General features: G+C 71.9%; 26 protein-coding genes and 2 tRNA genes. 15 read left to right on the forward strand and 13 right to left on the reverse strand.

Annotated elements, in window-relative coordinates:
• The first annotated feature begins 1 nt into the window (after position 1).
• The 3 genes from BLT36_RS08120 to BLT36_RS08130 are packed head-to-tail and all read left to right on the forward strand — an operon-like array spanning position 2 to position 3,163.
• Positions 2-1,807, forward strand: coding sequence for an ABC transporter ATP-binding protein (locus BLT36_RS08120; RefSeq protein ID WP_175529581.1), 1,806 nt, complete (start codon positions 2-4; stop codon positions 1,805-1,807).
• Positions 1,804-2,628 (forward strand): energy-coupling factor transporter transmembrane component T family protein, encoded by an 825-nt coding sequence (locus tag BLT36_RS08125; protein ID WP_368086368.1) that lies wholly within the window; start codon positions 1,804-1,806, stop codon positions 2,626-2,628. The genes BLT36_RS08120 and BLT36_RS08125 overlap by 4 nt, the downstream gene beginning before the upstream one ends.
• Positions 2,621-3,163: a nucleoside/nucleotide kinase family protein gene (locus BLT36_RS08130; protein WP_254787442.1), complete on the forward strand. Its 543-nt coding sequence runs from the start codon at positions 2,621-2,623 to the stop codon at positions 3,161-3,163. The genes BLT36_RS08125 and BLT36_RS08130 overlap by 8 nt, the downstream gene beginning before the upstream one ends.
• Before the next feature lie 146 nt (positions 3,164-3,309).
• Here the strand turns inward: BLT36_RS08130 and BLT36_RS08135 are convergent, their stop codons facing one another.
• Positions 3,310-4,683 (reverse strand): MFS transporter, encoded by a 1,374-nt coding sequence (locus tag BLT36_RS08135; RefSeq protein ID WP_092093806.1) that lies wholly within the window; start codon positions 4,681-4,683, stop codon positions 3,310-3,312.
• Positions 4,684-4,785: 102 nt separating this feature from the next.
• Between BLT36_RS08135 and BLT36_RS08140 the strand changes: the two genes are divergently transcribed.
• Together BLT36_RS08140 and BLT36_RS08145 are read left to right on the forward strand one after the other, a co-directional pair.
• Entirely contained in the window at positions 4,786-6,249 is a 1,464-nt protein-coding gene (locus BLT36_RS08140; RefSeq protein WP_092093808.1) for an LLM class flavin-dependent oxidoreductase, read from the forward strand.
• On the forward strand, positions 6,246-7,535 hold the full coding sequence (locus BLT36_RS08145) for an acyl-CoA dehydrogenase family protein (RefSeq protein WP_254787445.1): 1,290 nt from the start codon (positions 6,246-6,248) through the stop codon (positions 7,533-7,535). Before BLT36_RS08140 ends, BLT36_RS08145 begins: the two co-directional genes overlap by 4 nt.
• A gap of 71 nt (positions 7,536-7,606) precedes the next feature.
• On the opposite strand, the gene BLT36_RS08150 is transcribed toward BLT36_RS08145, so the two are convergent.
• The 5 genes from BLT36_RS08150 to BLT36_RS08170 all read right to left on the reverse strand — a co-directional run bounded on the left by BLT36_RS08150 (position 7,607) and on the right by BLT36_RS08170 (position 11,210).
• A complete protein-coding gene (locus tag BLT36_RS08150) occupies positions 7,607-7,951 on the reverse strand; it encodes a metallopeptidase family protein (RefSeq protein WP_070416619.1) in 345 nt (114 codons plus the stop codon).
• 138 nt (positions 7,952-8,089) lie between these two features.
• Positions 8,090-8,165, reverse strand: a tRNA-His gene (locus BLT36_RS08155).
• A 75-nt stretch (positions 8,166-8,240) separates the two neighbouring features.
• Positions 8,241-8,879, reverse strand: a complete 639-nt coding sequence (orn, locus tag BLT36_RS08160) for an oligoribonuclease (protein ID WP_092093811.1) — start codon at positions 8,877-8,879, stop codon at positions 8,241-8,243.
• Between the two features lie 613 nt (positions 8,880-9,492).
• Entirely contained in the window at positions 9,493-10,731 is a 1,239-nt protein-coding gene (locus tag BLT36_RS08165; protein ID WP_092093814.1) for an MFS transporter, read from the reverse strand.
• Positions 10,728-11,210, reverse strand: coding sequence for a MarR family winged helix-turn-helix transcriptional regulator (locus BLT36_RS08170; protein ID WP_092093816.1), 483 nt, complete (start codon positions 11,208-11,210; stop codon positions 10,728-10,730). Before BLT36_RS08170 ends, BLT36_RS08165 begins: the two co-directional genes overlap by 4 nt.
• A 75-nt stretch (positions 11,211-11,285) precedes the next feature.
• Here BLT36_RS08170 and BLT36_RS08175 point away from each other — a divergent pair, with 75 nt between their 5' ends.
• Both BLT36_RS08175 and BLT36_RS08180 read left to right on the forward strand, forming a co-directional pair.
• Positions 11,286-11,576, forward strand: a complete 291-nt coding sequence (locus BLT36_RS08175) for a hypothetical protein (RefSeq protein ID WP_092093820.1) — start codon at positions 11,286-11,288, stop codon at positions 11,574-11,576.
• Between the two features lie 28 nt (positions 11,577-11,604).
• The gene (locus BLT36_RS08180; protein ID WP_092093823.1) at positions 11,605-11,865 is read left to right on the forward strand and encodes a thioredoxin family protein; all 261 of its coding nucleotides are present in this window, start codon (positions 11,605-11,607) and stop codon (positions 11,863-11,865) included.
• Here BLT36_RS08180 and BLT36_RS08185 read toward each other — a convergent pair.
• The 3 genes from BLT36_RS08185 to BLT36_RS08195 are packed head-to-tail and all read right to left on the reverse strand — an operon-like array spanning position 11,809 to position 14,887.
• On the reverse strand, positions 11,809-13,272 hold the full coding sequence (locus tag BLT36_RS08185) for a DUF6716 putative glycosyltransferase (RefSeq protein ID WP_139166404.1): 1,464 nt from the start codon (positions 13,270-13,272) through the stop codon (positions 11,809-11,811). The two genes, BLT36_RS08180 and BLT36_RS08185, sit on opposite strands and share 57 nt — an antisense overlap.
• The gene (locus BLT36_RS08190) at positions 13,269-14,141 is read right to left on the reverse strand and encodes an N-acetylneuraminate synthase family protein (RefSeq protein ID WP_092093828.1); all 873 of its coding nucleotides are present in this window, start codon (positions 14,139-14,141) and stop codon (positions 13,269-13,271) included. The genes BLT36_RS08185 and BLT36_RS08190 overlap by 4 nt, the downstream gene beginning before the upstream one ends.
• On the reverse strand, positions 14,138-14,887 hold the full coding sequence (locus BLT36_RS08195) for an acylneuraminate cytidylyltransferase family protein (RefSeq protein WP_092093831.1): 750 nt from the start codon (positions 14,885-14,887) through the stop codon (positions 14,138-14,140). Before BLT36_RS08195 ends, BLT36_RS08190 begins: the two co-directional genes overlap by 4 nt.
• 143 nt (positions 14,888-15,030) lie before the next feature.
• On the opposite strand from BLT36_RS08195, the gene BLT36_RS08200 reads away from it, so the two are divergent.
• From BLT36_RS08200 to BLT36_RS08210, 3 genes are all read left to right on the forward strand, one after another.
• Positions 15,031-17,370: an ArnT family glycosyltransferase gene (locus BLT36_RS08200; protein WP_092093833.1), complete on the forward strand. Its 2,340-nt coding sequence runs from the start codon at positions 15,031-15,033 to the stop codon at positions 17,368-17,370.
• 56 nt (positions 17,371-17,426) lie between these two features.
• Positions 17,427-17,987 carry a P-loop NTPase family protein gene (locus BLT36_RS08205; RefSeq protein WP_092093836.1) on the forward strand — a complete coding sequence of 187 codons (561 nt, stop codon included), beginning with the start codon at positions 17,427-17,429 and terminating at the stop codon, positions 17,985-17,987.
• A gap of 14 nt (positions 17,988-18,001) precedes the next feature.
• Positions 18,002-18,074, forward strand: a tRNA-Arg gene (locus tag BLT36_RS08210).
• A 97-nt stretch (positions 18,075-18,171) separates the two neighbouring features.
• Here BLT36_RS08210 and BLT36_RS08215 read toward each other — a convergent pair.
• Positions 18,172-19,473 (reverse strand): hypothetical protein, encoded by a 1,302-nt coding sequence (locus BLT36_RS08215; protein ID WP_092093838.1) that lies wholly within the window; start codon positions 19,471-19,473, stop codon positions 18,172-18,174.
• Between the two features lie 114 nt (positions 19,474-19,587).
• The gene (locus BLT36_RS08220; protein ID WP_092093841.1) at positions 19,588-19,854 is read right to left on the reverse strand and encodes a hypothetical protein; all 267 of its coding nucleotides are present in this window, start codon (positions 19,852-19,854) and stop codon (positions 19,588-19,590) included.
• A gap of 163 nt (positions 19,855-20,017) precedes the next feature.
• Between BLT36_RS08220 and msrA the strand changes: the two genes are divergently transcribed.
• The 3 genes from msrA to BLT36_RS08235 all read left to right on the forward strand — a co-directional run bounded on the left by msrA (position 20,018) and on the right by BLT36_RS08235 (position 21,551).
• On the forward strand, positions 20,018-20,545 hold the full coding sequence (gene msrA, locus BLT36_RS08225; RefSeq protein ID WP_092093844.1) for a peptide-methionine (S)-S-oxide reductase MsrA: 528 nt from the start codon (positions 20,018-20,020) through the stop codon (positions 20,543-20,545).
• Between the two features lie 38 nt (positions 20,546-20,583).
• Positions 20,584-20,802 carry a hypothetical protein gene (locus tag BLT36_RS08230; protein WP_092094503.1) on the forward strand — a complete coding sequence of 73 codons (219 nt, stop codon included), beginning with the start codon at positions 20,584-20,586 and terminating at the stop codon, positions 20,800-20,802.
• A 143-nt stretch (positions 20,803-20,945) separates the two neighbouring features.
• On the forward strand, positions 20,946-21,551 hold the full coding sequence (locus tag BLT36_RS08235) for a single-stranded DNA-binding protein (RefSeq protein WP_092093846.1): 606 nt from the start codon (positions 20,946-20,948) through the stop codon (positions 21,549-21,551).
• Positions 21,552-21,588: 37 nt separating this feature from the next.
• Here BLT36_RS08235 and BLT36_RS08240 read toward each other — a convergent pair whose 3' ends face one another.
• Positions 21,589-22,311, reverse strand: coding sequence for a hypothetical protein (locus BLT36_RS08240; RefSeq protein WP_092093849.1), 723 nt, complete (start codon positions 22,309-22,311; stop codon positions 21,589-21,591).
• A gap of 129 nt (positions 22,312-22,440) precedes the next feature.
• Between BLT36_RS08240 and ettA the strand changes: the two genes are divergently transcribed.
• Both ettA and BLT36_RS08250 read left to right on the forward strand, forming a co-directional pair.
• Positions 22,441-24,126 carry an energy-dependent translational throttle protein EttA gene (ettA, locus tag BLT36_RS08245; RefSeq protein ID WP_092093851.1) on the forward strand — a complete coding sequence of 562 codons (1,686 nt, stop codon included), beginning with the start codon at positions 22,441-22,443 and terminating at the stop codon, positions 24,124-24,126.
• 29 nt (positions 24,127-24,155) lie between these two features.
• Complete coding sequence (locus tag BLT36_RS08250; RefSeq protein WP_092093854.1) at positions 24,156-24,611, forward strand: acyl-CoA thioesterase; 456 nt, start codon at positions 24,156-24,158, stop codon at positions 24,609-24,611.
• Between the two features lie 52 nt (positions 24,612-24,663).
• Here the strand turns inward: BLT36_RS08250 and BLT36_RS08255 are convergent, their stop codons facing one another.
• On the reverse strand, positions 24,664-25,521 hold the full coding sequence (locus BLT36_RS08255) for an acyl-CoA thioesterase (protein WP_092093857.1): 858 nt from the start codon (positions 25,519-25,521) through the stop codon (positions 24,664-24,666).
• Positions 25,522-25,600 lie beyond the last annotated feature (79 nt).

Genomic DNA, 25,600 nt, shown 5'->3' on the forward strand with positions numbered 1-25,600 from the left:
CGTGTCCTCGCCGTCGTCCGTCCGCCGGGGCACGGCTACGCCCGCGGCGCGCATCGTGTTCGACGGCTGGGGGTGGCGGTACGCCGACCGTGACGCGTGGGCGGTCCGGGGCGTCGACCTGATCGTCGAGCCCGGGGAACGGGTCGCGATCGTCGGGCCGTCCGGGGCCGGGAAGTCGACGCTGCTCCGGGCGGTCGCGGCCGTGCTGCCCGACGAACCCGACGACACCGACGACACCGCTGCCTCGGTTGCGGGCACGGTCCTCGTGGACGGTGTCGATCCCCGGACGGTCCGCGGGCGTGTCGGACTCGTCATGCAGGACCCCGAGGCCCATACCGTGATGTCCCGCATCGGCGACGACGTGGCCTTCGGCTGCGAGAACGCGGGGGTCCCGCCCGCGGAGATCTGGGAGCGTGTCGTGTCGGCGCTCGACGTCGTCGGGCTCGACCTGCCGCTCGACCGGTCGACGACGATGCTCTCCGGCGGGCAGCGGCAGCGGCTGGCGTTGGCGGGCGTGCTCGCGATGCGGCCGGGAGCCCTCGTGCTCGACGAACCGTGCGCGAACCTCGACCCGGCCGGCGTCTCGCAGGTGCACGATGCCGTGCGGGCGCTGCTCGGAGAGACGGGGGCCACCCTGCTCGTGGTCGAGCACCGGATCGGCACGTGGCTCGACCTGGTGGACCGGCTCGTGCTGCTGGAGCCCGCGGGGGGAGTGGTGGCGGACGGGGTGCCGGCGGAGGTGCTGGCCTCGCACGGTGCGGCGTTGACGGCCGCCGGTGTGTGGGTGCCCGGATCGGAGCCGGCTCGTGGTGCTGCGCGGGGCCGTCGTCGCCCGGCGCGAGCGGGTCGAATACCAGGGTCGGGCGGCGGGGAGACCGCGGGATTCCGCCCGCTCGGCGGCGCGGGGCGAGCGGGTCAAAAACCAGGGTCGGGCGGCGGGGGGACCGCGGGATTCCGCCCGCTCGGCGAGGCGCTCGGCGGCGCTCGGGTGGACGCGCTCGGCGACGCGCTCGGCGACGCGGCGGCCGAGCTGCTCGTGGCGCGGGGGCTGGGGACCGCGCGGGGGAAGCGGCAGCCCGTGGGAAGCGGGATCGACCTCGACGTACGGGCGGGGCAGGTCATCGCGGTCACGGGGCCGAACGGCGTCGGCAAGTCCACGCTCGGCCTCACGCTCGCCGGACTCCTCCGACCCGCTGCCGGCGAGCTCCGGGCGACCCCCGTGCTGCGCGACGACGCCGGGGACACCCCTGTGGCGTGGACGAGCCGGCAGCTGGCCGCCCGCATCGGCACCGTCTTCCAGGACCCCGAGCACCAGTTCGTCGCCCGCACCGTCCGCGAGGAACTGGCCGTCGGTCCCCGCGCCCTCGGCCAGCCGGACGTCGACGAGCGGGTCGACGAGCTGCTCGACGCCTTCGGTCTCACACACCTGGCGGACGCCAACCCCTTCACGCTGTCCGGAGGGGAGCAGCGGCGGCTCGCGATCGGGACGGTGGTGGCCTCGCGGCCGCCGGTGATCGTGCTCGACGAACCGACGTCCGGGCAGGACCGCGCGACCTGGCAGGCCGTCGTCGATCGGCTCGGCGCGCTCGCCGACGAGGGGACGGCCATCGTGGCGATCACGCACGACCGTGACCTCGTCCGGGCGCTCGACGCCGACGAGGTCGTCCTCGGCGAGCGCGGAGCGGACCCCGTCCGACCGGACCCGACCACCGAGCTCGCCCCACCGGACCCGGCCACCGAGCCCGCCCCACCGGACCCGGCCACCGAGCCCGTCCGGGCGGACCCGACCACGGAGGTTCGACGGTGACCGCCCCCGGGACCGCAGCGGACCCGCTCGGGCGACCCGCGCCTCCAGGCCGTGGCGTCGGCCCCGTCCCGACCCCGCGCGGTGTGCGCGGCGTTCAACCGGTCGCCTCGCTGCTGGGCGTGCTCGCGCTCGGCGTCTGCCTCGTCCTGAGCCTCGACGTCGTCTCGGCGGCCGTCGCACTGGCGCTCGAACTCGCACTCGTGCCGCTGCTGCGGATCCCACCGCGGACGCTGCTGCTGCGGACCTCGCCGGTGCTCGTGGCGGTGCCGCTGACGGCGCTGAGCATCGCGCTGTACGGGAAGCCGTCCGGTCGGGAGTGGTTCGACCTCGGGTTCGCGCACGTGACCGACGGGTCGCTGACGCTCGCGCTGGCGACGGCGCTCCGGGTGCTCGCGGTGGGGCTGCCCGCCGTGGTGCTGTTCATCCGGGTCGACCCGACGGACCTCGCGGACGGACTCGCCCAGCTGCTGCGCCTCCCGGCACGCTTCGTGCTCGGGGCGCTCGCGGCGATCCGGATGGTGACGCTGCTCGGCGACGACTGGCGGCAGCTCGGGATGGCGCGCCGTGCTCGCGGCGTGGCCGACACCGGGCGGCTGCGACGTGGCGCATCGATGGCGTTCGCGTTGCTCGTGCTGGCGCTCCGGCGTGCGACGACCCTGGCGGTGGCGATGGAGTCGCGGGGGTTCGGGGCTCCCGGCAAGCGGACGTGGGCGCGGACGGCGCGGTTCGCGGGGCCGGAGTGGGCGATGGTCGCGGTGCTCGTCGGGATCGGGGCGGTGTCGATCGCGGTCGCGGTGTGCGTGGGGACGTGGCGTGTCTGACCCGGGTGCGCACGGCCTGGCGGACTCCGTCGCGGCTGCTGCGGCCGGCGCTGCGACCGCCCGGGGGGACCGGCGCGTCGTGGTGCTCATCGACGGACGCTCCGGCACCGGCAAGACGACCCTCGGTGATGCCGTCGCCGAGCGGCTCGGGGCGCAGGTCGCGCACCTCGACAGCGTCTACCCGGGCTGGGACGGCTTGCGGGCTGCGGCGGACGCGGTCGTGACCGACGTGCTCGGCGGCCCGTCCGGCTACCGGCGGTGGGACTGGGGCACCTCGCGGCAGGCCGACTGGACCGCCGTCGACCCCGACCTGCCGATCGTCGTCGAGGGGTGCGGCGCGCTCTCCAGGGCGTCGGCGCCGCTCGCGTCGTTGCGGGTGTGGCTCGAGGCGGACGACGACGTGCGGTGGGACCGGGCGATCGGCCGGGACGGCGAGGTGTTCGCGCGGGAGTGGGAGCGCTGGGCCGCCCAGGAGCGGGCGTTCATCGCGGCCGAGGACCCGGCGGCGCTGGCGGACGTGGTGCTGCGGACGTAGCTGGGGTGTTCCCGGCCGTAGCGGGGCGTTCCCGGACGTCGGGGGTGTTCCCGGACGTCGGGGTGTTCCCGGACGTCGCGTTTCGCGCTGAGCGACAGTTCTCGGGCGTCTGGCCGCAAGAACTGTCGCTCAGCGCGAGTCTCGGCTCACACGCGCGACCGCGCCGCGCGACCGCGCACGCGCGACCGCGCCCGCCGCGCCTCCGCCCGCGGATCCACCGCGAACACCGCCGCCACGATGCTCAGCACCGCGTACACCCCGAGGTACGCGCACAGGATCCACGGCGAGCCCCCGCCCACCTCGACGAACACGGCCGCCAACAGCGGCGTCAGCCCCACCGAGAAGATCGACCCGATCTGGTACCCGAGCGACATCCCCGAGTACCGCCGCCCGGTCGGGAACTGCTCGGCGAACCAGGCGGCCTGCGGCCCGTAGATGCTGTCGTGGAAGACGCACATCCCGATCAGCGCGACGAGCGGCAGCAGCACGAGCGGCCCGGCATCGAGGAACGCGAAGAACGGCCAGATGAGCACCGCGATCCCCGCGGCCGACCAGATGGTGAGCACCCGTCGACCGACCCGGTCGGACAGCCACCCCCAGAAGGGCGTCGAGACGAGCGACACCGCCGAGATGACGAGGACCGCCTGCAGCCCCGCCTCCGCTCCCTCGGGTCCGCGGACGGCGCCGAGGTAGGTCAGCGAGTACGTCGTCAGGATCGAGTACAGCGCCGGTTGCACGAGCCGCAGCCCCGCGGTGACGAGGATCGACCGCGGGCTGCGCCGGATCGCCTCCCACACCGGGAACCGCTCGACGCGTCCGGAGTCGCGCAGCTCCTGGAACACGGGCGCATCCTGCACACCGAGCCGGATGACGAGCCCGACGGCGACGATCACGGCGGAGAACAGGAACGGCAGCCGCCAGCCCCAGGCCAGGAACACCTCGTTGCCGAGCACCGACCGCACCAGCGTGAACACGCCGGTGGCGAGGAGCATCCCGCCCGCCGAACCCATCTGCGTGAACGCCCCGAACAACCCGCGGTGCCGCTCCGGTGCGTGCTCGACGGACAGCAGCGCGGACCCGCCCCACTCGGCGCCAGCGGCGACGCCCTGCAGCAGCCGCAGGAACACGAGCGCCACGACGGCACCGACCCCGATGGTCGCCGCCGACGGGATGGCCCCGATGAGCGTCGACGCGATCCCCATCAGCACGAGCGACGCGACGAGCAGCTTCTTCCGCCCGATCCGGTCGCCGAGGTGGCCGGCGATCACGCCGCCGAGCGGCCTGGCGACGAAGCCGACGCCGTACGTCGCGAACGACGCGATGACGCCGACGGCCGGCGTCACGGACGGGAAGAAGGTGGGTGCGAAGACGAGGGCCGACGCCGTCGCGTACAGGTAGAAGTCGTAGTACTCGACGGTCGTCCCGACGAAGGACGCCAAGGCGACACGACGTCGGGTCGCGGTGGTCGACGGTGCGGTGGGACGGACGGGAGGCGCGGCTGCGGTGGTCGGCGTCGGCATGCCTCAGGAGCATGGTCGGGTCCAGGGCCGTGGGGAACACCCCGCGTAACGGGAGGTCACGTCGGGGCCTCCCGTGACGGCAGCGCGACGAACATGGTCTGCATGACCGATGCACCGAACCGTCCGCTGCGCTTCGCGGCCTTCGTCATGAACACGACGTCGCACATCCAGCACGGGCTGTGGCGACACCCGGAGGCCCGGCAGGCGGACTTCGACGACGTCACGCTCTGGACCGATCTGGCGAAGACGCTCGAGCGCGGGAAGTTCGACGCGGTGTTCTTCGCGGACGTCGTCGGTACGTACGGGCCGGCGCGGGGCGACTACTCGACGAACCTCCGCGAGGGGCTGCAGATCCCCTCGAACGACCCCTCCGTGCTGCTCTCCGCGCTGGCGGTCTCGACGGAGCACCTCGGCCTCGCGTTCACGTCGAGCGTCATCCAGTCGCACCCGTTCGACTTCGCCCGCAAGGTCTCGACGCTCGACCACATCACCCGGGGCCGCATCGGCTGGAACGTCGTCACGAGCGCCCTCGACAGCGCCGCCCGGAACTTCGGCCAGGACCGGCTCGAGGAACACGACGAACGGTACGTCTGGGCGGAGGAGTACCTCGAGGTCTGCGCGAAGCTCTGGGAGGGGTCGTGGGAGGACGGCGCGGTGCTGAAGGACCCCGTCCGCGGCTACGCCGACCCCGACAAGGTGCACCGGATCGACCACCACGGGAAGCGCTACGACGTGCAGGGGCCGCACCTGTCAGCGCCGTCACCGCAGCGGACACCGGTGCTGTTCCAGGCCGGGTCGTCGCCGGCGGGCCGTGCCTTCGCCGCGCGGAACGCCGAGGCGCAGTTCATCCTCACGTCCAACCGGGACGCCACCGAGCAGCTCATCCGCGAGACCCGGGACCTCGCCGAGGCCGCCGGGCGTCAGCGGGACGACATCGCCTTCTTCCTCGGACTGACGTTCATCACCGGGTCGACCGAGTCGGAGGCGAAGGCGAAGGAGGCCGAGATCGACGAGTACCTCGCCGCGGACGGCTTCCTCGTGCACTCGAACCTCGGGTTCGACCCGGACACCGGCGAACCCCTCGACCCGGAGACGCCGCTCTCCGAGGTCCGCACGCACGCCGGGCAGTCGCACCTGCAGTGGCTCCGCGAGGCGGCCGGTGACCGCGAACCGACCATCGCCGACCTGGCCCGGCTGTCCGCCAAGCTCCGCGCCCGGGTCGTCGGGACGCCCGAGCAGATCGCCGACGAGCTCGCCGACTGGCAGCGGATCGGCGTCGACGGTGTGAACGTCATCAACTGGACGCTCCCCGGCTCGTACGAGGAGTTCGTCGACCACATCGCGCCGACCCTGCAGGCGCGCGGCCTCATGCAGTCCGAGTACCGGGAGGGCACCCTCCGCGAGAAGCTCTTCGGCCACCCGCAGCTGCCGGACTCCCACCCCGCCCGGCGGTGGCGGGGCGCCTTCGCCGGCGGGGCGAGCGGAGCCGGCGGGGTGACCGGAGCGGGCGGCGCGGACGGAGCCGGCGCGACCGGCGCGCGCGACGCCGTGGAGGTGACCGCATGACCGACCAGAGGACCGACGCCGGGGCCGAGCCGCGCCTCCAGGCCGCCGCACCGACCACCCGCCTGGCGGACCTGCGCGCACGCTTCGCACCCGTCCTCGATCGCATCCGCGACGGCGCCGTCGAACGGGAGCTCGCATCGGGGACACCCGGCGACCGACCCCTGCCGCACGCCGAGGTCCGCGCCCTCGCCGACGCCGGGTTCGGACGGCTGCGCGTCCCCGTGGACCGCGGAGGGTTCGGCGTGACCCTCGTCGAACTCGTGCACCTCGTGGCGGACCTGGCGGCGGCCGACTCGAACATCGCACACCTCTGGCGCGGGCACTTCGGCTACACCGAGCTCGTGCTCCTCCGACCCGACTCGGCGTCGCGCGACGAATGGCTCGACCGGATCGTCGGCGGAGCGATCATCGGGAACGCGACCTCCGAGCGCACCGGGACGACGCTCGCCGACATCTCGACGACGGTGACGGCCGCCGGGCCGGACGACGCGGACGCCCTCCGGCTCGACGGGACCAAGTACTACTCGACCGGCACGCTCTACGCCGACTGGATCTACCTGGCGGCCGACCGCTCCGGGGAACGGGTGACGTTCGCCGTCCCCGCCGACGCGCCGGGCGTGACCGGCGTCGACGACTGGGACGGGTTCGGGCAGCGGCTGACCGCCTCCGGGACGACGGTCTTCGACGGTGTGGCCGTCGACCCCGGCGTGGTCTCCGCCTACCGGGACGCGCCGCTCTCGCACATCCAGGCCTTCTACCAGCTGTACCTGCTGGCGGTGCTCGCGGGGATCGGGCAAGCCGTCGTCGACGACGCCGTCGCGTTCGTCCGGCCGCGGACCCGCACGTACATCCACGCCAACGCCGCCCGTCCGGGCGACGACCCGCAGGTGCTGGCCGTCATCGGACGGCTGTCGGCCGGGGCGTTCACCGCACGGTCGCTCATCGCCGCCGCTGCCGGCTCGCTCGACGAGGTCGTCGCCACGAACGAACCCGGTGCCGGTGTCGACCACGGCCTGCTCGACGCAGCCGAGAACGCCGTGTACCAGGCGCAGGTCGAGATCGGGCCGCGGGTGCTGCGCGCGGCGTCCGAGCTGTTCGAGGTCGGTGGCGCGTCCGCCGCGGATCGTGGTCGAGCGCTCGACCGGCACTGGCGGAACGCCCGGGTCGTCGCGTCGCACAACCCGGCCGTGTACAAGGAGCGGCTCGTGGGGGAGTACGTGCTGCACGGGCGGGGGCCGGTGGACGCGTGGGAGAAGTACCACGAGGTGGGGCCGACGCGGTTCTGAGGGGTGGTGGGCGGTCGCTTGCGCGTGCGTTCGCTCGCCGCTGGCTGCTGCGCCGCTGCGCCGCTGCGCCGCTACGCCCAGCCGAGCTCGTGCAGCCGCTCGTCGTCGATGCCGTAGAAGTGTCCGATCTCGTGGACGAGCGTCGTGTGCACCTCGTCCTTGAGTTCCTCGAGTGTGTCGCACTCCGCGAGGTGCTGCTTCCGGAACACCACGATCCGGTCCGGGAGCTCGCCGAACCCGTACTGCCCGCGCTCGGTCGCCGCGATGCCGTCGTACACGCCGAAGAGCTCTTCGCCATTCTCCGGTTCGTCCTCGACAACGAACACCACGTTGTCGAGCCCGTCGACCATCTCATCGGGGAGCAGGTCGAGTTCGTCGGTCACGAGCTGCTCGAACGCGTCGGCGGACATCTCCATCACGTGGGGATCGTCCCACACTGCGCTGACCACTCGCGGCTGACCAACCGCGGCGAAGCCGCACGGCGCCTGAGGTGCCCAGACAAACACTGAGGGAGAGCCCCGGTTGCGTCACACGCAACAGGACTCTCCCTCGACTGGGGTGAATAACGGGTCTCGAACCCGCGACCTCCTAGACCACAACCAGGCGCTCTACCAACTGAGCTATATCCACCATGTTCGAACCGGCTGACCGGCGCGACCACTCAATAGTAGTACATGCCGCGGCCCGGTCGGACCAGGTGTGTCGCTACTCGGCTGCGGGCTGTGCGAGCCGCGGCGCCCACTTCTCGACGACCTCGGCCTGGACGGCGCGCACGTCGTCGGTGCTCGGCCCGGGCTCGGCGACGAAGCCGGCGCGGCGGTAGTACTCGAGCTCGCGGATCGACTCGAGGATGTCCGCGAGGGCCCGGTGTCCGCCGTGCTTCTCCGGAGCGTTGAAGTACACGCGCGGGAACCAACGACGGCAGAGCTCCTTGATGCTCGACACGTCGACGCTGCGGTAGTGCAGGTGCCCGTCGACCCGCGGCATGTACTTCGCGAGGAACGACCGGTCCGTGCCGATGGTGTTCCCCGCGAGCGGTGCGGAGCCCTCGGCCGGCACGTGCTGGAGGATGTACTCCAGCACCTGGTACTCGGCGTCCGCCAGGCTCACGCCGTTCGGGATCTCCTCGAGCAGCCCCGAGGTCACGTGCATGTTGGTCACGAACTCGTTCATGTTGTCGAGCGCGGACTGGTCCGGCTTGATGACGATGTCGAAGCCGGGGTGCACGGGCACGAGGTCGAAGTCGGTGATGACCACGGCCACCTCGACGAGTTCGTCGACCTCGAGGTCGAGGCCCGTCATCTCGCAGTCGATCCAGACGAGGCGGTCGTTCGCAGTTGCCATGACGTCGATCCTATTCTGCGGTTGGGTCGCCGCCGACGCGGGGTGCCGGAGGTGACGGCCTGGAGGCGCGACCCGCCCCGCCGGGCCGGCGCCGCGCCTCCAGGCCGTCACGTCCACCCCGCCTGCCGCACCCCGTCCGGCCCGGCCGCGACCCGCTTTCGCGAGCGGGCGGAAGGGCGGGGTCGTCCTGCGGACGCACCCCGCCCTTCCGCCCGCTCGCCGTGGCCCCCGAGAGCCGAGCGCTCCGCGGACGCGCGAGCGGGCGGATTCCTTGGGTGCGCGGGTTGCGGGACCCCGCGCTTTGGCCCGCTCGGCGTGGGGCGACCTCGGCGCGTACGCGACCGCGCGAGCGGGCGGATTCCTTGGGTGCGCGGGTTGCGGGACCCCGCGCTTTGGCCCGCTCGGCGTCGGACGACCTCGGCGCGGTCCGCGAACGCGCGAGCGGGCGAATTGCCCGCGTGCGCGGGTTGCGGGACCCCGCGCTTTGGCCCGCTCGGCGTGGGGCGGGCTCGGCACAGGGCGCGCGAACGCGCGAGCGGGCGGAATGCCGGGGTCGTCGTGTGACGGACCCGGGCATTCCGCCCGCTCGCGGCGCAGCGCGCGGAGGTGAGGGCTAGGACATCTCGCCGGCGGAGATGGCCTCGGCCTCGACGCGCTCGGGCTCCGCGCCGTCGTCGACGCGGCGCAGGACCTTGGTGGTGCACAGGACGACGACGAACGCGACGGCCACGGACAGCCCGGCGAAGACGTAGGCGGCCGAGGGGGAGTAGGCGTCGGCGAGCAGGGTCGCGACGGGCGGGGCGATGGCGCCACCGATGAAGCGGACGGCCGAGTAGGCGCTCGAGGCGACGGAGCGGGGGAGGTCGGTGGCCTCCATGACGCACTCCGTGAGCACGGTGTTGAGGACGCCGAGCACGAGGCCGCCGATGATCACGCAGACGATCAGGCCGGCCTGGCTGTCCACGACCACGGCCGCGGCGAACAGGTCGAGCGCGAGCAGCGGGAGCGCGATCTTCAGCACGGTCGTCCGGCGGAGACGAGCGGTGAGCATCGGTGCGACCCACACCGAGGTGATCGCCAGGCCGACGCCCCAGCCGAAGAACGTGAAACCGATGCCGAGCGCACCGAAGCCGAGCGGGAACGGCGTGTAGGCGAGCAGGACGAAGAAGCCGATGTTGTAGAACAGCGCGGTCGCGGCGAGGGCGGCCAGGGCGGGGCGTCCGAGGGCGCGGAACGGGGCGGAGAGCTTCGTCGGGGTGGGCTTCTCGAGGTTCTTCGTCTTGAGGAGCGTGACGATGGCGATGAACGCGATGGCCATCAGGGTGGTGACGCCGAAGAACGGGCCGCGCCAGCTCACCGAACCGAGCAGACCGCCGACGAGGGGGCCGACGGCGATGCCGAGTCCGAGCGCCGCCTCGTACAGGATGATCGCGGACGCCGTGCCGCCCGAGGCTGCACCGACGATGGTGGCGAGCGCAGTGGAGATGAAGAGCGCGTTGCCGAGACCCCAGCCGGCGCGGAAGTCGATGATGCTCCACACGCTGTTCGACGTCGCCGCGAGCACCGAGAAGAGCACGATGAGCGCGAGACCGATGAGCAGGGTGTTCTTCGCCCCGATGCGGCTGGAGACCCAGCTGGTGAAGAACATCGCGACGCCGGTGACGGCGAGGTAACTCGTGAAGAGCAGCTCGGTCTGCGCCGGGGTGGCCTTCAGGGAGGCGGCGATCGCGGGGAGGATCGGGTCGACCAGGCCGATGCCCATGAAGGCGACGACGCAGGCGAAGGCGATCGCCCAGACCGCGGACGACTGCTTGAGGATGCTGCCCGACTGGGCGGGTGCGTGGGCGTTCACGCGGTGGTCTCCGTTCTGGCGGTGGTGCTCGAAGCGGTGGTGCTCAGGGCTGTGGGGGTGGTGCTCGCACGCTCGGCGATCAGGGCCGCCGCGTGGCGCAGCGTCTCCCAGTCGTCGTCGTCGAGGTCGGCGAACATCGGGCCGACGGTGGTGGCGAGGGTCGCTCGCCACTCGACGAGCCGGGTGTGTCCGGCGTCGGTGATCTCGATCAGCTGCCCGCGGGAGTCGTCCGGGTCGACGGTGCGCGAGATGAGGCCGTCGGCGAGCATGCCGGCGACGAGCCTGGTCATCGTGGGCTGCGCGACCCGGGAGGCTGCGGCGAGTTCGCCGAGCCGGAGCGGCTGGTCCGTCTCGAGGATGCCGAGGGTTCGCCAGACTGCGGAGGACGTGGTGCTCCCCGCTGCCTGGGCGGCCGTGCGGATCAGACGGTTCACCGAGACGAGGAGCGTCTCGATCGTCTGCTCACGAGATGTTTCCATAGCAGAACTATATAGCGATGCTATGAATCATGCAAGCGACAGCGGCGGACAGGCGCGCCTGGTAGAAGGGAAGACATGAGCGACATCACCATCCACGAAGGCGACGAGTACACCGCGATCTTCCACGGCGGTCCCTTCGACGGCACGACCGACACCCGCACGGCGACGAGCGACGCGCTGGACGACGAGGTCACGGTGTTCGCCGACGTCGAAGGCCTCCAGACGGCCTTCACGTACCGCATCACGAAGTCGCGCCAGGTGCTCGACCAGACCTCCGCCGAGTTCGAGTACGTGCCCGGCGAGTCCGACCCCGTCGACGACCTGCAGGACCGCGGCGACCGCAGCGGCGAGTTCGATCGGGAGTAGATCGCACCCTCGCCGGGTTCACCACACCATGCAGCTCGACCTCTGGACCTCCGCGTTCTGCGCGCCGTGCGCCGCAGCCCGCCGGGTCTCGGCCGAGGCGGCGGCACTCGTCCCGGGCCTGCAGGTGCAGGAGCGTGACGTGGCGAACCACCCCGACCAGGCGGAGGACCTCGGCATCCGGTCGACCCCCACGATCATCGTGCGGCGGGACGACGGCGCCGAGGTCTTCCGTTCACCGGGCGTCCCGACCCGGGACCAGCTCCTGCTCGCGGTCGCGAAGGCGCTCTGACAGCCCAGCACCGGAGACACGCTGACTCGTCGGCGCCAGGAGCACCGGTGCCTCCGTCGGCCGCACGAGCCCGCGCACCTGCCGTCCGAGCCGCTTCAGGGCCCGCACCGGCTCCCCGATCACCAGGGCCACCCGCCCGAGGGCACTGCGGTCGTCCGGCCCGAGTGCGTTCTTCCGCTCCCACGCCCGCCGGAGCACGCCGCCACGACTCCGGCGCGCTGCCGGTCGGTCGACGAGCGACCCGTCGTCGCGCCGCGCCATGAGCGTCTCGGTCCGATCCGCCCAGTCGTTCTCGGACTCCGGGTGGAAGTGGTTGTCGTGCATCCACTCCGGTCGCACCGTCCCGAAGCGTCCGTCGACCAGGTCGACCGCGTCGCCCTCGAGCCCGCTGTCGACGAAGACCTCGTTGATGAGGTGCCGTCCGATGCCGAAGTCGGTCAGGGTGAGTGCGGGGACGCCGCGGGCCGCGGCCTCGAGGACGGCCGTCGAGCTCACCGTGACGAGGGCGACGGCACGGTCGAGGTGGTCCGCCATCGGACCGCTCTCGACGACGAGGTTCGGTGGGGCGTCCGCCGGCACGAGGTCCGGGTAGGGGTCCTGCTCACGGTGCGTCTGGTGCTCTCCGGCGCCGGCCCGCACCTTGATCACGACGCGCCACTCCGGGTGCCGCCGTGCGGTGTCGGCGAGCCAGCCGACGATTCGTGCGCGGTCGGCACGGTCCGCGGGGACGCTCGGCTGCGCGGCGAAGACGACCGAGTCACGGACGGGCGGACGTCGACCAGCAGCGGCAGCGGCACGCCCGGCGTCTGGCCGCGCGAACGGCAGCGTCGCCAGGGCGAAGTGCGGCGCGACACCCCCGGCCGTCGCGAGTTCCTCGTACGCCCGCACCTCGCGGTGGCTGTGCAGCACGAACAGGTCGGCGCGCGCCCGGAAGAAGATCCCCTTCCACTTCGCCGGGAACGAGATCCCCGGCAGTCCCGTCACGAGGACCGGCCGCCGCGGCACCCGACGGTGCACCTCGTCGATGACGAGCTCCGCCACCGGCCCGATCAGCGACACGAGGACAGCGTCCGGCGGGTCCTCCCGCAGCCGCTCGACGATCGCATCGACGTCGAGCGGTTCGGGCGGTGCGGCGGCGAGGTGGCCGAGCCGCGGGTCCAGGCCCCGGAACGCCGACCGCAGCTGCGCCCGGCTCGCCGAGCGGGGCGTCGCGACCGTGAGCAGCTCGAGCTGCCAGTGCGCCGGCGCGGTCGCCAGCAGGTGGGCACCCCACTTCGCGAACGAGTCGGTGTCGACCAGGCCGACCACGCGTCGGACGCGTGGTGATGCGCCGGACTGGAGGCGCGCCTCCAGTCCGCCCGTCGCCTCGCCGCCACCGGCGGCCGCGTCCACTGCGCCGCTGGTCACGCGCCGACGCGGCGCAGCTTCGCGAGCGGGGCCAGCTCGCCGGGCATGACCCGCTTCACGCCGTCACCGAGTGCGGACTCGATGATGCGGATGTCCCGTGCCAGCGTCTGCAGCCCGTGCGGCTCGAGCGATGCCGCGTGGTCGGAGCCCCACATGGTGCGGTCCAGGGTGATGTGCCGCTCCACTGCGGTGGCGCCGAGGGCGACGGCCGCGATCGAGATCTGCAGGCCGGGCTCGTGTCCCGAGTAGCCGACGGGCACCCCGGCGTACCGCGTCGCGAGCGTGTCGATCATGCGGAGGTTCGCCTCCTCGGCGGGGAGGGGGTAGGTGGACGTGGCGTGCAGGAGCACCAGGCGGTCGGTGCCGAGGGCCTCGACGGCGCGGTCGATCTGCTCGAGCGTGGACATGCCCGTCGACAGGATGACGGGCTTCCCGGTCGCGGCGACCGCGGCGAGGAGCCCGAGGTCGGTCACCGACGCCGAGGCGATCTTGTAGGCGATGACGTTGAGGTCCTCGAGGAAGTCCACCGACGGCTCGTCCCACGGCGACGCGAACCAGTCGAGGCCGCGCAGGGTCGCGTGGTCGCCGATCTCGATGTACTGGTCGCGGTCGAACTCGACGCGGTAGCGGTACTCCAGGTAGGTCATCTCGCCCCACGGCGTGCTGCGCGGGACCGACTTCATGTGCTCGGGCGTCGAGATCGCCGGGGTCCGCTTCTGGAACTTCACGGCCTGCAGCCCGGCGTCGGCCGCCACGTCGATGAGCCGCTTCGCGATGTCCACGTCGCCGTTGTGGTTGAGGCCGATCTCGCCGATGAGGTAGGCGGGGTGACCTGCTCCGATGGTGGACGTGCCGATGGTGACGCTCATGGTGCTCCGTTCGGTGCAGTGGCGCGGGGCGGGGTCGCCGCACGCGGGGAGGGGTGCTGGTCGAGCTGCGGGGCCAACGCGGACGCGAGCGCGAGGTCGGCGGGGTCGTCCACGTCCACCGCGCCGCGGGGATCGACGACCACGAGCTCGACGCGACCGTGGAACCGGTGCCGGTGCTGCCGGAACCCGTCCGTGCGGAACGCGTAGAAGGCGCCGGTCTCGCGGAACTCCGGCTCGCGGTCCTGCCGCCGGGGTCGGACCGCGGCGTCGTGGTTCACCGCGCTGGCGGTGCCGTCGTCGGCGATCCGCCAGAGGAACGCGTGCGAGGGCGCGGCGGCGAACACCGCGTCGGCGTGGCCGTCTCGCACGCGCGTGACGGCGGCGTCGAGATCGGCGGGGTCGATGAACGGGGACGTCGCCTGCAGGAACACGACGACGTCGGGCTCCTCGCCCGAGCGTGCGAGTTCGTCGAGGACGTGCAGCAGCGCCGACTCCGACGAGGCCTCGTCGCCGGCGAGTTCCGCGGGGCGCCGGACCACCCGGGCCCCGGCGGCCACCGCCTCGGCCGCGATGGCGTCCCCGTCGGTCGAGACCACGACGGTGTCGATGCGTGCGGAGGCGAGCGCTGCCTCGACGGCACGGCGGACGAGCGAGCGCCCGGCGACCGGGCGGAGGTTCTTCCCCGGGATCCCCTTCGAACCCGCACGGGCTGGGACGACCGCGACGACGGAACCGGTGGAGCGCATGCTCCGGACGCTACGAAGCGCCGGTGGCGCGGAGGCGAACACCAGACAGACGCGTGCCGAACCGCGGGAGGCGATCCGCGCCTCCCGGCCGTTGCACAGCGCTGCCAACGGAAGCCGAAAGCCGGGCCGGTGACGCTGGGACCATGCGCACCACCTCCCGCACGCCCACCGTCCAGCGACCGCGCTGGGAACGCCCCGCCTTCCTCGGGCTGCTCCTCGCGACCGGGGTGCTGTACATCGTGAACCTCGGGGTGAACGGGTACGCGAACGCGTTCTACTCGGCCGCGGTGCAGGCCGGGAGCCAGAGCTGGGAGGCGTTCTTCTACGGCTCCTCGGACGCCGGGAACTCGATCACCGTCGACAAGCCGCCCGCGTTCCTGTGGGTGATGGGTCTGTCGGTGCGCCTGTTCGGGCTGAACTCGTGGGCGATCCTCGTGCCCGAGGCGCTGATGGGCGTGCTCGCCGTCGCGTTGCTGTACTCGATCGTCCGGCGGCGCTTCTCGGCCGGTTCGGCGCTCGTCGCCGGGGCCGCCCTCGCGACGACGCCCGTCGCGACCCTGATGTTCCGGTTCAACAACCCGGACGCGCTCCTCACCCTGCTCATGGTGCTGTCGCTCTGGCTCGTGCTCCGCGGGGTCGAGACCGGCCGACTGCGGTACGTCGTGTGGGCGGGCGTCGCCGTCGGGTTCGCGTTCCTCACGAAGCAGCTGCAGGGCTTCCTGCTGCTGCCCGTCCTCGTCGGCGTGTACCTGTACTGCTCGTCACTGCCGTTCGTGAAGCGTCTGGTGCACCTGCTGTGGGCGGCGCTCGCCGTGGTGGTCTCGGCCGGGTGGTGGGTCGCCATCGTGGAGCTCGTGCCCGCCTCGGACCGCCCGTACGTCGGCGGATCGCAGACGAACTCGTTCCTCGAGCTGACCTTCGGATACAACGGCCTCGGCCGGGTCACCGGGGACGAGACCGGCAGCGTGACCGGAGGTGGCGGCGGTGCGGCTGGGAGCGGCGCCTGGGGCGCCACCGGGATCCTCCGGCTGTTCGGGTCCCAGTTCGCGGGGCAGATCACCTGGCTGCTGCCCACCGCACTGGTGCTCCTCGTCGCCTCGCTCGTCGCGATCGGGTTCCGGCGCCGGACCTCGCCGCAGCTCGCCACCGTGCTCGCGCTGGGCGGTGCGCTGCTCGTGACGGGGCTCGTGTTCAGCTTCATGGGCGGGATCTTCCACGCGTACTACACGGTCGCGTTGGCGCCGTACATCGCCGGGCTGGTGGGGATCGGCTCGGGGATCCTGTGGGACCGGGCCCGGGGCCGGGCCCTTCCCCGGACCTGGACCCAGACGCGTTCCGGTGCCGACGTGGTCTGGTGGCGGCGGGGCGGGGTCTGGTGGTGGCGAGGGGTCGCCGCGTTCGCCGTGCTCGTGACGGTGGTGTGGCAGTGGCACCTGCTGACCGCCGCGGGGACGTGGCAGCCGTGGATCCGGTGGGTCGTGCTGGTCGCCGGGGTGCTCACGGCGCTGGCGCTGCTGGTGCCGGTGCGGGCGGGTGCTGCCGGTGCTGGTGTTGCCGGGGCGATCGCCGGTGCGGGTGCGGGCGCGGGTGCGGGTGCGGGCGCGGGTGCGGCGGATGCTGCTGGTGGCGGTGCGGGTGCCTTGGATGCTGCCGCTGGCGGTGCGGGTGCCTTGGCTCCGGCTTCTGTCGACGGGTGGACGGACGTCCCGGTGATCGGCACGGACGACCGTCGCGCCACGCGGGGCGTGCCGTCGCGATGGGCACGGCCCCTCGCGGGAGTGATCGTGGTCGGCGCGGTCATCACGGGACTGCTCGGTCCGGCCGCGTACTCGATCGACACGGTGACGACGGCGCACACGGGTTCCCTGCCGTCTGCAGGGCCCAGCGTCGCGGGAGCGGGCTTCGGCGGGCGCGGCGGGTTCGGTGGCCGTCCGGGCGGCGGCGGGCAGGGCGGGTTCGGAAGGCCTGGAGGCACGGGTGGCGCCGGCGGGACGGGTGCTCCTGGTGGGGTCGCCGGGCCCGGTGGGACGGGCTGGCCTGGTGGGACCGGCGGCGCCGGCACCGGCGGGACCGGCTCCGACGGGACCGGCGGCGGGCGGGGTGGCTTCGGCGGCGGTGCGGGCAGCCTGCTCGGCGGGTCCACCGAGGTGTCCTCCGCGCTGCGGAAGGCCCTGTCCGCGAACGCCGACGACTACACCTGGGTGGCAGCGACGATCGGCTCGAACAGCGCCGCGACCTACCAGCTCGCCACGGGAGAGGCCGTGATGCCCATCGGTGGCTTCAACGGATCGGACCCCTCGCCGACGCTGGCCGAGTTCAAGGCCGACGTCGCCGCGGGCTCGATCCACTACTTCATCGGCGGCAGCATCGGGCGATCGAACGGCGGCAGCGACGCGGCGTCCGAGATCTCGGCCTGGGTGGCGGCGAACTTCACGGCGACCACGATCGGAGGGGTCACGGTGTACGACCTCAGCGCTGGATGACACTCCGGGACCGGCCCGGCGTCGGAGCTGTGTCCGGATCCCGTTATGGTCGAGGGATGCTCGGAGCCGACGACCCGCTGGACCCGACCCCGCGCCGCGTCCTCGTGGCGGGTACCTCCGGCGTCGGGAAGACCACCACGGCCGCGAGGATCGGACGAGCCCTCGGCCTCCCGCACACCGAGATCGACGCGCTGTTCCACGGCCCGGACTGGCAGCCTCGCGAGCAGTTCGTCGCGGACGTCGAGGCGTTCACCAGCGCACCGACGTGGATCACGGAGTGGCAGTACACGCCCGTGCGGGCACTCCTTGCCGAACGTGCGGACACCGTGGTCTGGATCGACCTGCCGAACGCCGTGGCGTTCTGGCGGCTGTTCCGCCGGACCCTGCGCCGGCGACTCCGCCGGATCGAGATGTGGAACGGGAACGTCGAACCGCCGCTCTGGACGTTCTTCACCGACCCGGGCAACATCCTCCGCTGGGGCATCAGCACGCGGAACACCACACGAAGCAGGATCCCGGAACTCGCCGTCGAGGCACCGCACCTGCGCATCGTGCGGCTCCGGTCACAGCGGGAGATCGATCGGTTCGTGCAGCACCTCGGTGGAGGCCGCGGATAGAATCGTGGCCGTCCGCCTCCGTAGCTCAGTGGATAGAGCAGGTGGTTTCTACCCACCGTGCCGCGGGTTCGATTCCTGCCGGGGGCACCGACGACGAAGGCCGCCGTCCCCTCGGGGCGGCGGCCTTCGTGCTGCGGATCAGACGTGGACCGCGTGGGCGGTCACCCAGCCGGTCGGTCGCCCGTCACTCGTCGTCGTCGGCGGCGCGACGGCGGAGTTCGCTCGCGCTGATCGGCTGTGTGTACGGCGCTTCCGAGGTCTCGTTCGCGTCGGCCGGCTCAGCAGGAGCGTCCTGGATCCGGGTCGGGATCGAGGTCGTACTCGTCGTGCTGGACGCCTCGGCCTGCGATGCGTCGCCGTTCGGGGTGCGGTTCACGTGGGCGTCGGCGGAGGTCGGCGTCGCGACACGCGGCGGGACCGGGCTGCCGGCTGTCGGGCGCGACGCGGCGGTCGAGCCGGGGGAGCGGGTGTCGTCCACGGCGTCGGCGTTGTCGGCGTCCGTGTCCTTCGCGGAGGTCATCGGCTCCTTCGCAGAGGTCATCGGCGTGGTCGACGCGGAGCGGGCGGGGGACACCGGAGAGCCGAGCGTCGGGCGCACCGCTCCTGTCGGGGTGTCACCGTAGGCGCGGGTGGCGTTGCCGTCGGCGATGGGCGTCGTCGCGTTGGCTGCGTTCGTGTCCGAGATCGGCGTGGTCGCGTTCGGGTCCGTCGGGGCGGCGGCACCGCGGGTGACCGAGAAGCCGGCCCCGGCGGTCTGCGCCGCGGCGGCTCCTGCCGGTGCCGGTGTGGTGCCGGACGGTGCCGACGTGGCGGGGGAGGGCGCGCCTCCAGGACGCAGCGTCGGACGGAGCGACGTCGTGGTCGGCGTGGGTCGGTCTGCTGCCGCGGGTGCAGCGGGGGTCGTCGGTGCGGCGGAGTCTGCGGGACGCGCGGCCGTCTGGTCGGCGTTCCAGTCCTGCTGCCGTGTGATCAGCTCGGCGTCGGGGTCCGGGGAGTCGAACTTCCAGCGCTCGAGGTCGCTCTTGAACAGCTTCCGGGCTCGACCCGGACGTGCCTGCCACTCGAGCAGCCGGTCGCGGAACTCGGCGAGGGACTGATCGGCTTGGAAGCTGAACGTCGACGAGTTCTTCTTGATGTCGGCGATCTCGTGCTGCGTCCAGTTCGCGGCGAGCGGCGCGCCCGCGACCGGCAGCAGTCGGAGCCGGATGTCGGCGTCCTCGGTCAGGTGGTTCGCGTAGGCGCGCTCGTCGTGTCCGAGGGATCCCCATGCGGCCGCCTTGCGTGCGGCCGAGACGATCCCCGCGACTGCGGCGTTCCGGGCTTCGCGCTCCTGCATCGCGACGACCCGCTTGGTCGCACCGCGGCCGATGAGGGCAGCGATGACCCCCGCCACGACGATCGCGATGAAGGGGATGATCGCGCCGGAGATCACGCGCCAGCCGTCGTTCGACGAGATCCAGTCGGTCAGGTCGTTCCACCAGTCCATGCGCGTACCTTACATACGAAACGGTCAGCCATCGGGGAGGTCGGACGGCGTTCCGCCAGGCCGGACGGCCAGCGGCGGACGCGCGGCGCGACGGATGCGCGGCGCGGCGGGTCCTCAGCCCCAGCGCAGGCAGTCCACCGCATCGTCGGCGGACCAGACGCTCGGGAGTTCGACGAACCGACGCTCGGTCGAGACGTAGCGCCGTGCCCGGTACGCGGTGCCGCCGGCGACGTCGACCCGGTCCACGTAGCCGACGATCTCGCCGTTCGCCCGGGTCACCCGGCTGAGGTCGTCGCGGACGTCGAGGATGCGCAGGTCGCCGCGTGCACGGGCGACGGGGACGGTGCGGATCCGCAGTGCGGGTTCGGTCGTCGTCTGCATCGTGTGCCTCCTGCTCGTCGGTGTGTGGTCGACGGTACGGGCGACCACCGACACGCCGAGGGATCCGGGTCAGACGGTGGAACACCCGACCGTGCACCGTCGTTGTGGAGGAGTGGTCCCCCGATCGCGGCTCGCACCGAGCCCAGGAAGGTAGGTTGAACCCATGACCACGTTCGTGCTCGCAGGTGGATGTTTCTGGTGTCTCGACGCCGTGTACCGCACGCTCCAGGGTGTGCAGGACGTGGTGTCCGGATACGTCGGCGGCAGCGTCGACGACCCCTCGTACGAGCTCGTGTGCACCGGCACGACCGGTCACGCCGAGGCGGTGGCGGTCACCTTCGACGAGACGGTGATCCCGGCCGACGTCATCCTCGACGTCTTCTTCACGCTGCACGACCCGCGCCAGCTCAACCGTCAGGGCGCCGACGTCGGCACGCAGTACCGCTCCGCGATGTTCCCCGCGGACGACGAGCAGCGTGCGTTGTTCGAGCGCGCGATCGAGCGTGCTTCGGACATCTGGGACGGCGGTATCGTCACGACGATCGAGCCCCTCGGAACCTTCTACCGTGCCGAGGAGTACCACCAGGACTTCTTCGCGAAGAACCCCGGACAGGGCTACTGCCTCGCGGTCGCCCTGCCGAAGGTGAACAAGGTCCGCAAGGCCTACAGTCAGTACATCCTGGCGTCCTGAGACTCGGGCGTCGGGGCCACGAGGAGGTGGTCGGAACGATGACGAACAACACATCGACGAGCAGCACGGGGACCTGGGTCGCGGTCGGCCCTGCCGGAGCGGTGGGCAGCATCCACCGTGGCGAGGGTGGCTACCGGGTCGAGCTCTACAACCGGAGCGGCTCCGGCGGGACGTACCCGTCGCTCGAGTCCGCGAAGGGCGCGGTCCACGCCGCGCTCGGCCCGCTGGCCGATCGGCCCGAGTTCCACGCGCACTGACCGTCGTGCGGCTGCGCGTGGTCGCCGTCGTCGGCCTGGAGGCACGGGGGACTCTTCCTCCACAGGTCGCCTGATCGAGACGACGAGTCACAGATCGAGCCCCGGGGTGCTTCCGCACCCCGGGGCTCCGTCACGCTCGACCCATGAACGACACCATCACCGTCTGCGGGATCATCGCCACCGAGCCGCGCCACCTCGTCACCGACACCGGCATCGCCATCACGAGCATGCGCCTCGCCTCGCCGTCCCGTCGCTGGGACCGCGCCACCTCGACCTGGACCAACGGCGCGACCAACTGGTTCACCGTCACCGCGTTCCGCTCCCTGGCTGCCAACGTGCACCGGTCGCTCAAGAAAGGGGACCGGATCGTCGTGACCGGCCGGGTGCGGATCCGCACGTGGGAGCGCGACGGCCGGGGTGGCACTTCCGTCGAGATCGACGCCGAGGGCCTCGGTCACGACCTGGCCTGGGGCATCAGCAACTGGGTGCGGGTCCCACGTCACGCGAGCGAGGCGACAGCCGCACCAGGGAGCTCGGCCGGTCTGGCGCCGCACGTCGACCCCAACACCGGCGAGGTCTCCGGGTTGGGACCGGACCACGAGAGCACCGCACCCGAGACCGATGCGCGCGAGGACCTGCCGGACGCGGCAGAGGCCGCACAGCACACTGCTGCCGTCAACGGGCACGAGTTCGACCTGGTGCCGCCGGCGGCGCAGGAGCACGACGAGGCGGACCGTGCGGCGGCCTGACCGCCGCACGGCACCGCCGTCGAGCCGATCTGCTGGGCTAGCGCCAGTTCTGCGCGATCATCGCGATGCCCGCGACCTCGGTCGTGTCCCAGTTGCCGCCGCGCGGCAGGCCGGACACACGGCCGTCGATCGAGAAGCTCGCGCCCTGCACCTTCGTGCCGTTCGTCTGCTTCGCCTTCAGCCCGTGGAACGAGAACCCGGTGTTCCAGGTACCGGCGAGGCCGGTCTGCCCGGCCTTGTCGCCGACGGCGATCGAGATGTCGTTGACCTGCGAGTGCACGACGTCGCCGTTCAGGCGGGCGTTGGCCTCGGCGTTGAAGAAGAGTCGACCGTCCAGGTTCACCGCGACGGTGCCGACCGTGCGGTTGTTGAGGATCACCGAGGCGACGTCGTTCTTGTACCAGCGCAGCCCGACCGAGGTCTTGCTGTGCGACGCGCCGCCCATGTAGCCGTACGTGAACTTCCCGTTCTGCACTCGCTCCCAGATGAAGCGCGGGTTGCCCTTGCTGATCGTGGAGCCCGTGTCCGACTGGATCCCGACGGCGAAGGCGTTGTTGTGGGCGTCGTGCACGTTGATGTACGACGAGTAGCCCGATCCGGAGCCGCTCTCGATGAGGTGCGCCGTGTACTGCACGTAGGGCTTGCCGTGCGGAACCGGAGACGCGGCGGAGGCGGACGTGGCGGGGGCGACCAGGGCGACCGCGAGTGCGGTGGCTCCGACGAGCGGCAGTGCGAATCGGCGAAGACGTTCCGTGAGCATGTCCAGATCCTCTCTGCGGTCGGACGACCGGGCTCGTGGTGGGTGAGCGGGGGCAACGGTACGTCGAAGTGGGCGAAGACAACAGCCCCCGTGCGGGTTCCGGCGTGCGTTCAGTAGACTTGTCGGGATATGGCTGAGTACATCTACCAGATGGTCCGCGCCCGCAAGGCGGTCGGCGACAAGCTGATCCTCGACGACGTCACGATGTCGTTCCTCCCCGGCGCCAAGATCGGCGTCGTCGGACCGAACGGTGCGGGCAAGTCGACGATCCTGAAGATCATGGCGGGCCTCGACCAGCCGTCCAACGGCGAGGCGAAGCTGACACCGGGGTTCACCGTCGGCATCCTCATGCAGGAGCCCGAGCTCGACGAGTCGAAGACCGTGCTCGAGAACGTGCAAGAGGGCGTCGGCGAGATCCACGCGAAGATCACGCGCTTCAACGAGATCTCCGCGCTGATGGCCGAGCCCGACGCCGACTTCGACGCACTGCTCGCCGAGATGGGCACCCTGCAGGAGGAGATCGACGCGGCGGACGCGTGGGACCTCGACTCGCAGCTCGAGCAGGCCATGGCCGCGCTCCAGTGCCCCCCGGGGGACGAGCTCGTCACGCACCTGTCCGGCGGTGAGAAGCGCCGCGTCGCGCTCTGCAAGCTCCTGCTCCAGAAGCCCGACCTGCTCCTCCTCGACGAGCCCACCAACCACCTCGACGCCGAGAGCGTGCTCTGGCTCGAGCAGCACCTGCAGCAGTACCACGGCGCTGTCCTCGCCGTGACCCACGACCGGTACTTCCTCGACCACGTGGCGCAGTGGATCGCCGAGGTCGACCGTGGGCGTCTCTACCCGTACGAGGGCAACTACTCGACCTACCTCGAGAAGAAGCGCGCCCGCCTCGAAGTCCAGGGCAAGAAGGACGCCAAGCTCGCGAAGCGCCTGTCCGAAGAGCTCGACTGGGTCCGGAGCAACACCAAGGGCCGTCAGGCGAAGTCGAAGGCCCGTCTCGCTCGCTACGAGGAGATGGTGACCGAGGCTGAGCGCACGCGGAAGCTCGACTTCGAGGAGATCGTGATCCCCGTCGGTCCGCGCCTCGGCTCGCAGGTCATCGACGCGGACAAGCTGCACAAGCAGTTCGGTGAGCGCGTCATCATCGACGACCTGTCCTTCACGCTGCCCCGCAACGGCATCGTCGGGGTCATCGGCCCGAACGGTGTCGGCAAGACGACGCTGTTCAAGACGATCGTCGGCCTCGAGCCGCTCGACGGCGGCACGCTGAAGATCGGCGACACGGTCGACATCTCGTACGTCGACCAGAGCCGTGGCGGTATCGACCCGAACAAGAACCTGTGGGAGGTCGTGTCCGACGGACTCGACTACATCCAGGTCGGCAAGACCGAGATCCCGTCCCGCGCCTACGTGTCGCAGTTCGGCTTCAAGGGCCCGGACCAGCAGAAGCGGGCCGGCATCCTCTCCGGTGGTGAGCGCAACCGCCTGAACCTGGCACTGACGCTCAAGCAGGGCGGCAACCTGCTGCTCCTCGACGAGCCGACGAACGACCTGGACGTCGAAACGCTGGGCAGCCTCGAGAACGCGTTGCTCGAGTACCCCGGTTGCGCCGTGGTGATCACCCACGACCGGTGGTTCCTCGACCGCATCGCGACGCACATCCTCGCCTGGGAAGGCCTCAACGAGGACGGCACCCCGAACTGGTACTGGTTCGAGGGCAACTTCGAGGCCTACGAGGAGAACAAGATCGAGCGGCTCGGTGCCGACGCGGCCAAGCCCGGTCGCGCGACGTACCGCAAGCTCACGCGCGACTGACCGTGGCGAGGCTGCACGCTCCCATCCGCATGCGGTGGAGCGACATCGACGCGTACGGCCACGTCAACAACTCCGCGATGCTGCGCCTCCTCGAAGAGGCGCGCATCGTGGGGTTCTGGGGCCCCGACCCGGAAGAACTCGAGTCCGACGGGTCGATCCCCGAGCCGATCATCGACGGTCGGCCCGGGTCGGGCACGATGACCGTGATCGCGGCGCAGCGCCTCGAGTACCTGGCGTCGATCCCGTACTTCCGGCAGCCGCTCGACATCCAGATGTGGATCGGGCGGATCGGCGGCGCGAGCATCGACGTCTCGTACGAGGTGTGGTCCCCGGTCGGCCACGAGCCGGCGGTCCTCTACACGCGTGCCACGACGGCGCTCGTGATGGTGGACGCGGCAACGAACCGACCACGTCGCCTCACCGAGGACGAACGCGCGGCGTGCGCGCCGTACACCGAGGCGCCGGTCGAGTTCTCCCGCCCCTGACGCCTGACGCCTGACGCCTGACGCCGGACGCCGGACGCAGCCCGGCACCCGGTCAGCGCGGGACGCGCATCATCCCCTCCTGGGCGACGGTCGCGAGCAGGCGCCCGTCCTCCGAGAACATCCGACCGAACGCGAGTCCCCGACCGCCCTGTGCGCTCGGGGACTCCTGCGTGTACAGGACCCACTCGTCGGCGCGCCCGTCGCGGTGCCACCACATGGCGTGGTCGAGGCTCGCGCTCTTCACGCCGGGCGTTCCCCAGGCCACCCCGTGCCGCCGCATGATCGGTTCGAGGATCGACAGGTCGCTCGCGTAGCCGAGGATCGCGCGGTGCAGGGCCGGGTCGTCCGGCAGGTCGCCCTCGACCCGGAACCACACCGCCTGGTGCGGCACGTGCTCACCCTGCACGTCGACGAAGACCGACCCCTCGACGTGCCTGAGGTCGATCGAGCGCTCGGCCCAGGCCCGGGCCACGGGGTGGTCGATCGCGGACAGGATCGACGCGGCCGAGGGCAGGGACTCCGGCGACGGGGTGTCGACCGGGAACGGGTCCTGGTGTTCCACCCCGGTGTCGGGGACCTGGAACGAGGCGATCATCGAGAAGATCGGGACGCCTCGCTGGTACGCCTGCACGCGCCGGGCAGCGAACGATCGGCCGTCGTGGATGCGCTCGACGCCGAAGGTGATCGGCAGGTCGATGTCGCCGGGGCGGAGGAAGTACCCGTGCATCGAGTGGATGTCGCGGCCCTCGATGGTGGCCTGTGCGGCGACGATGCACTGCGCGAGGACCTGCCCGCCGAACACGCGGCCGCCGGGGGACCAGTGGCTCGCCCCGGTCAGGATCGTCTCACCCGTGCTCGCGCCGGTGTCCTCGAGTCGGAGGGTGCGCAGGAAGTCCGGTTCGCCAGTCACGTCCTGCAGTCTACGAACGTGCGCTGCCGACGACGACCGGACACGGGCCGACCCGAGAGCCCGGGGGCGCCCCGTCGGA

Source organism: Curtobacterium sp. UNCCL20 (assembly GCF_900101675.1).
Lineage (GTDB): Bacteria > Actinomycetota > Actinomycetes > Actinomycetales > Microbacteriaceae > Curtobacterium.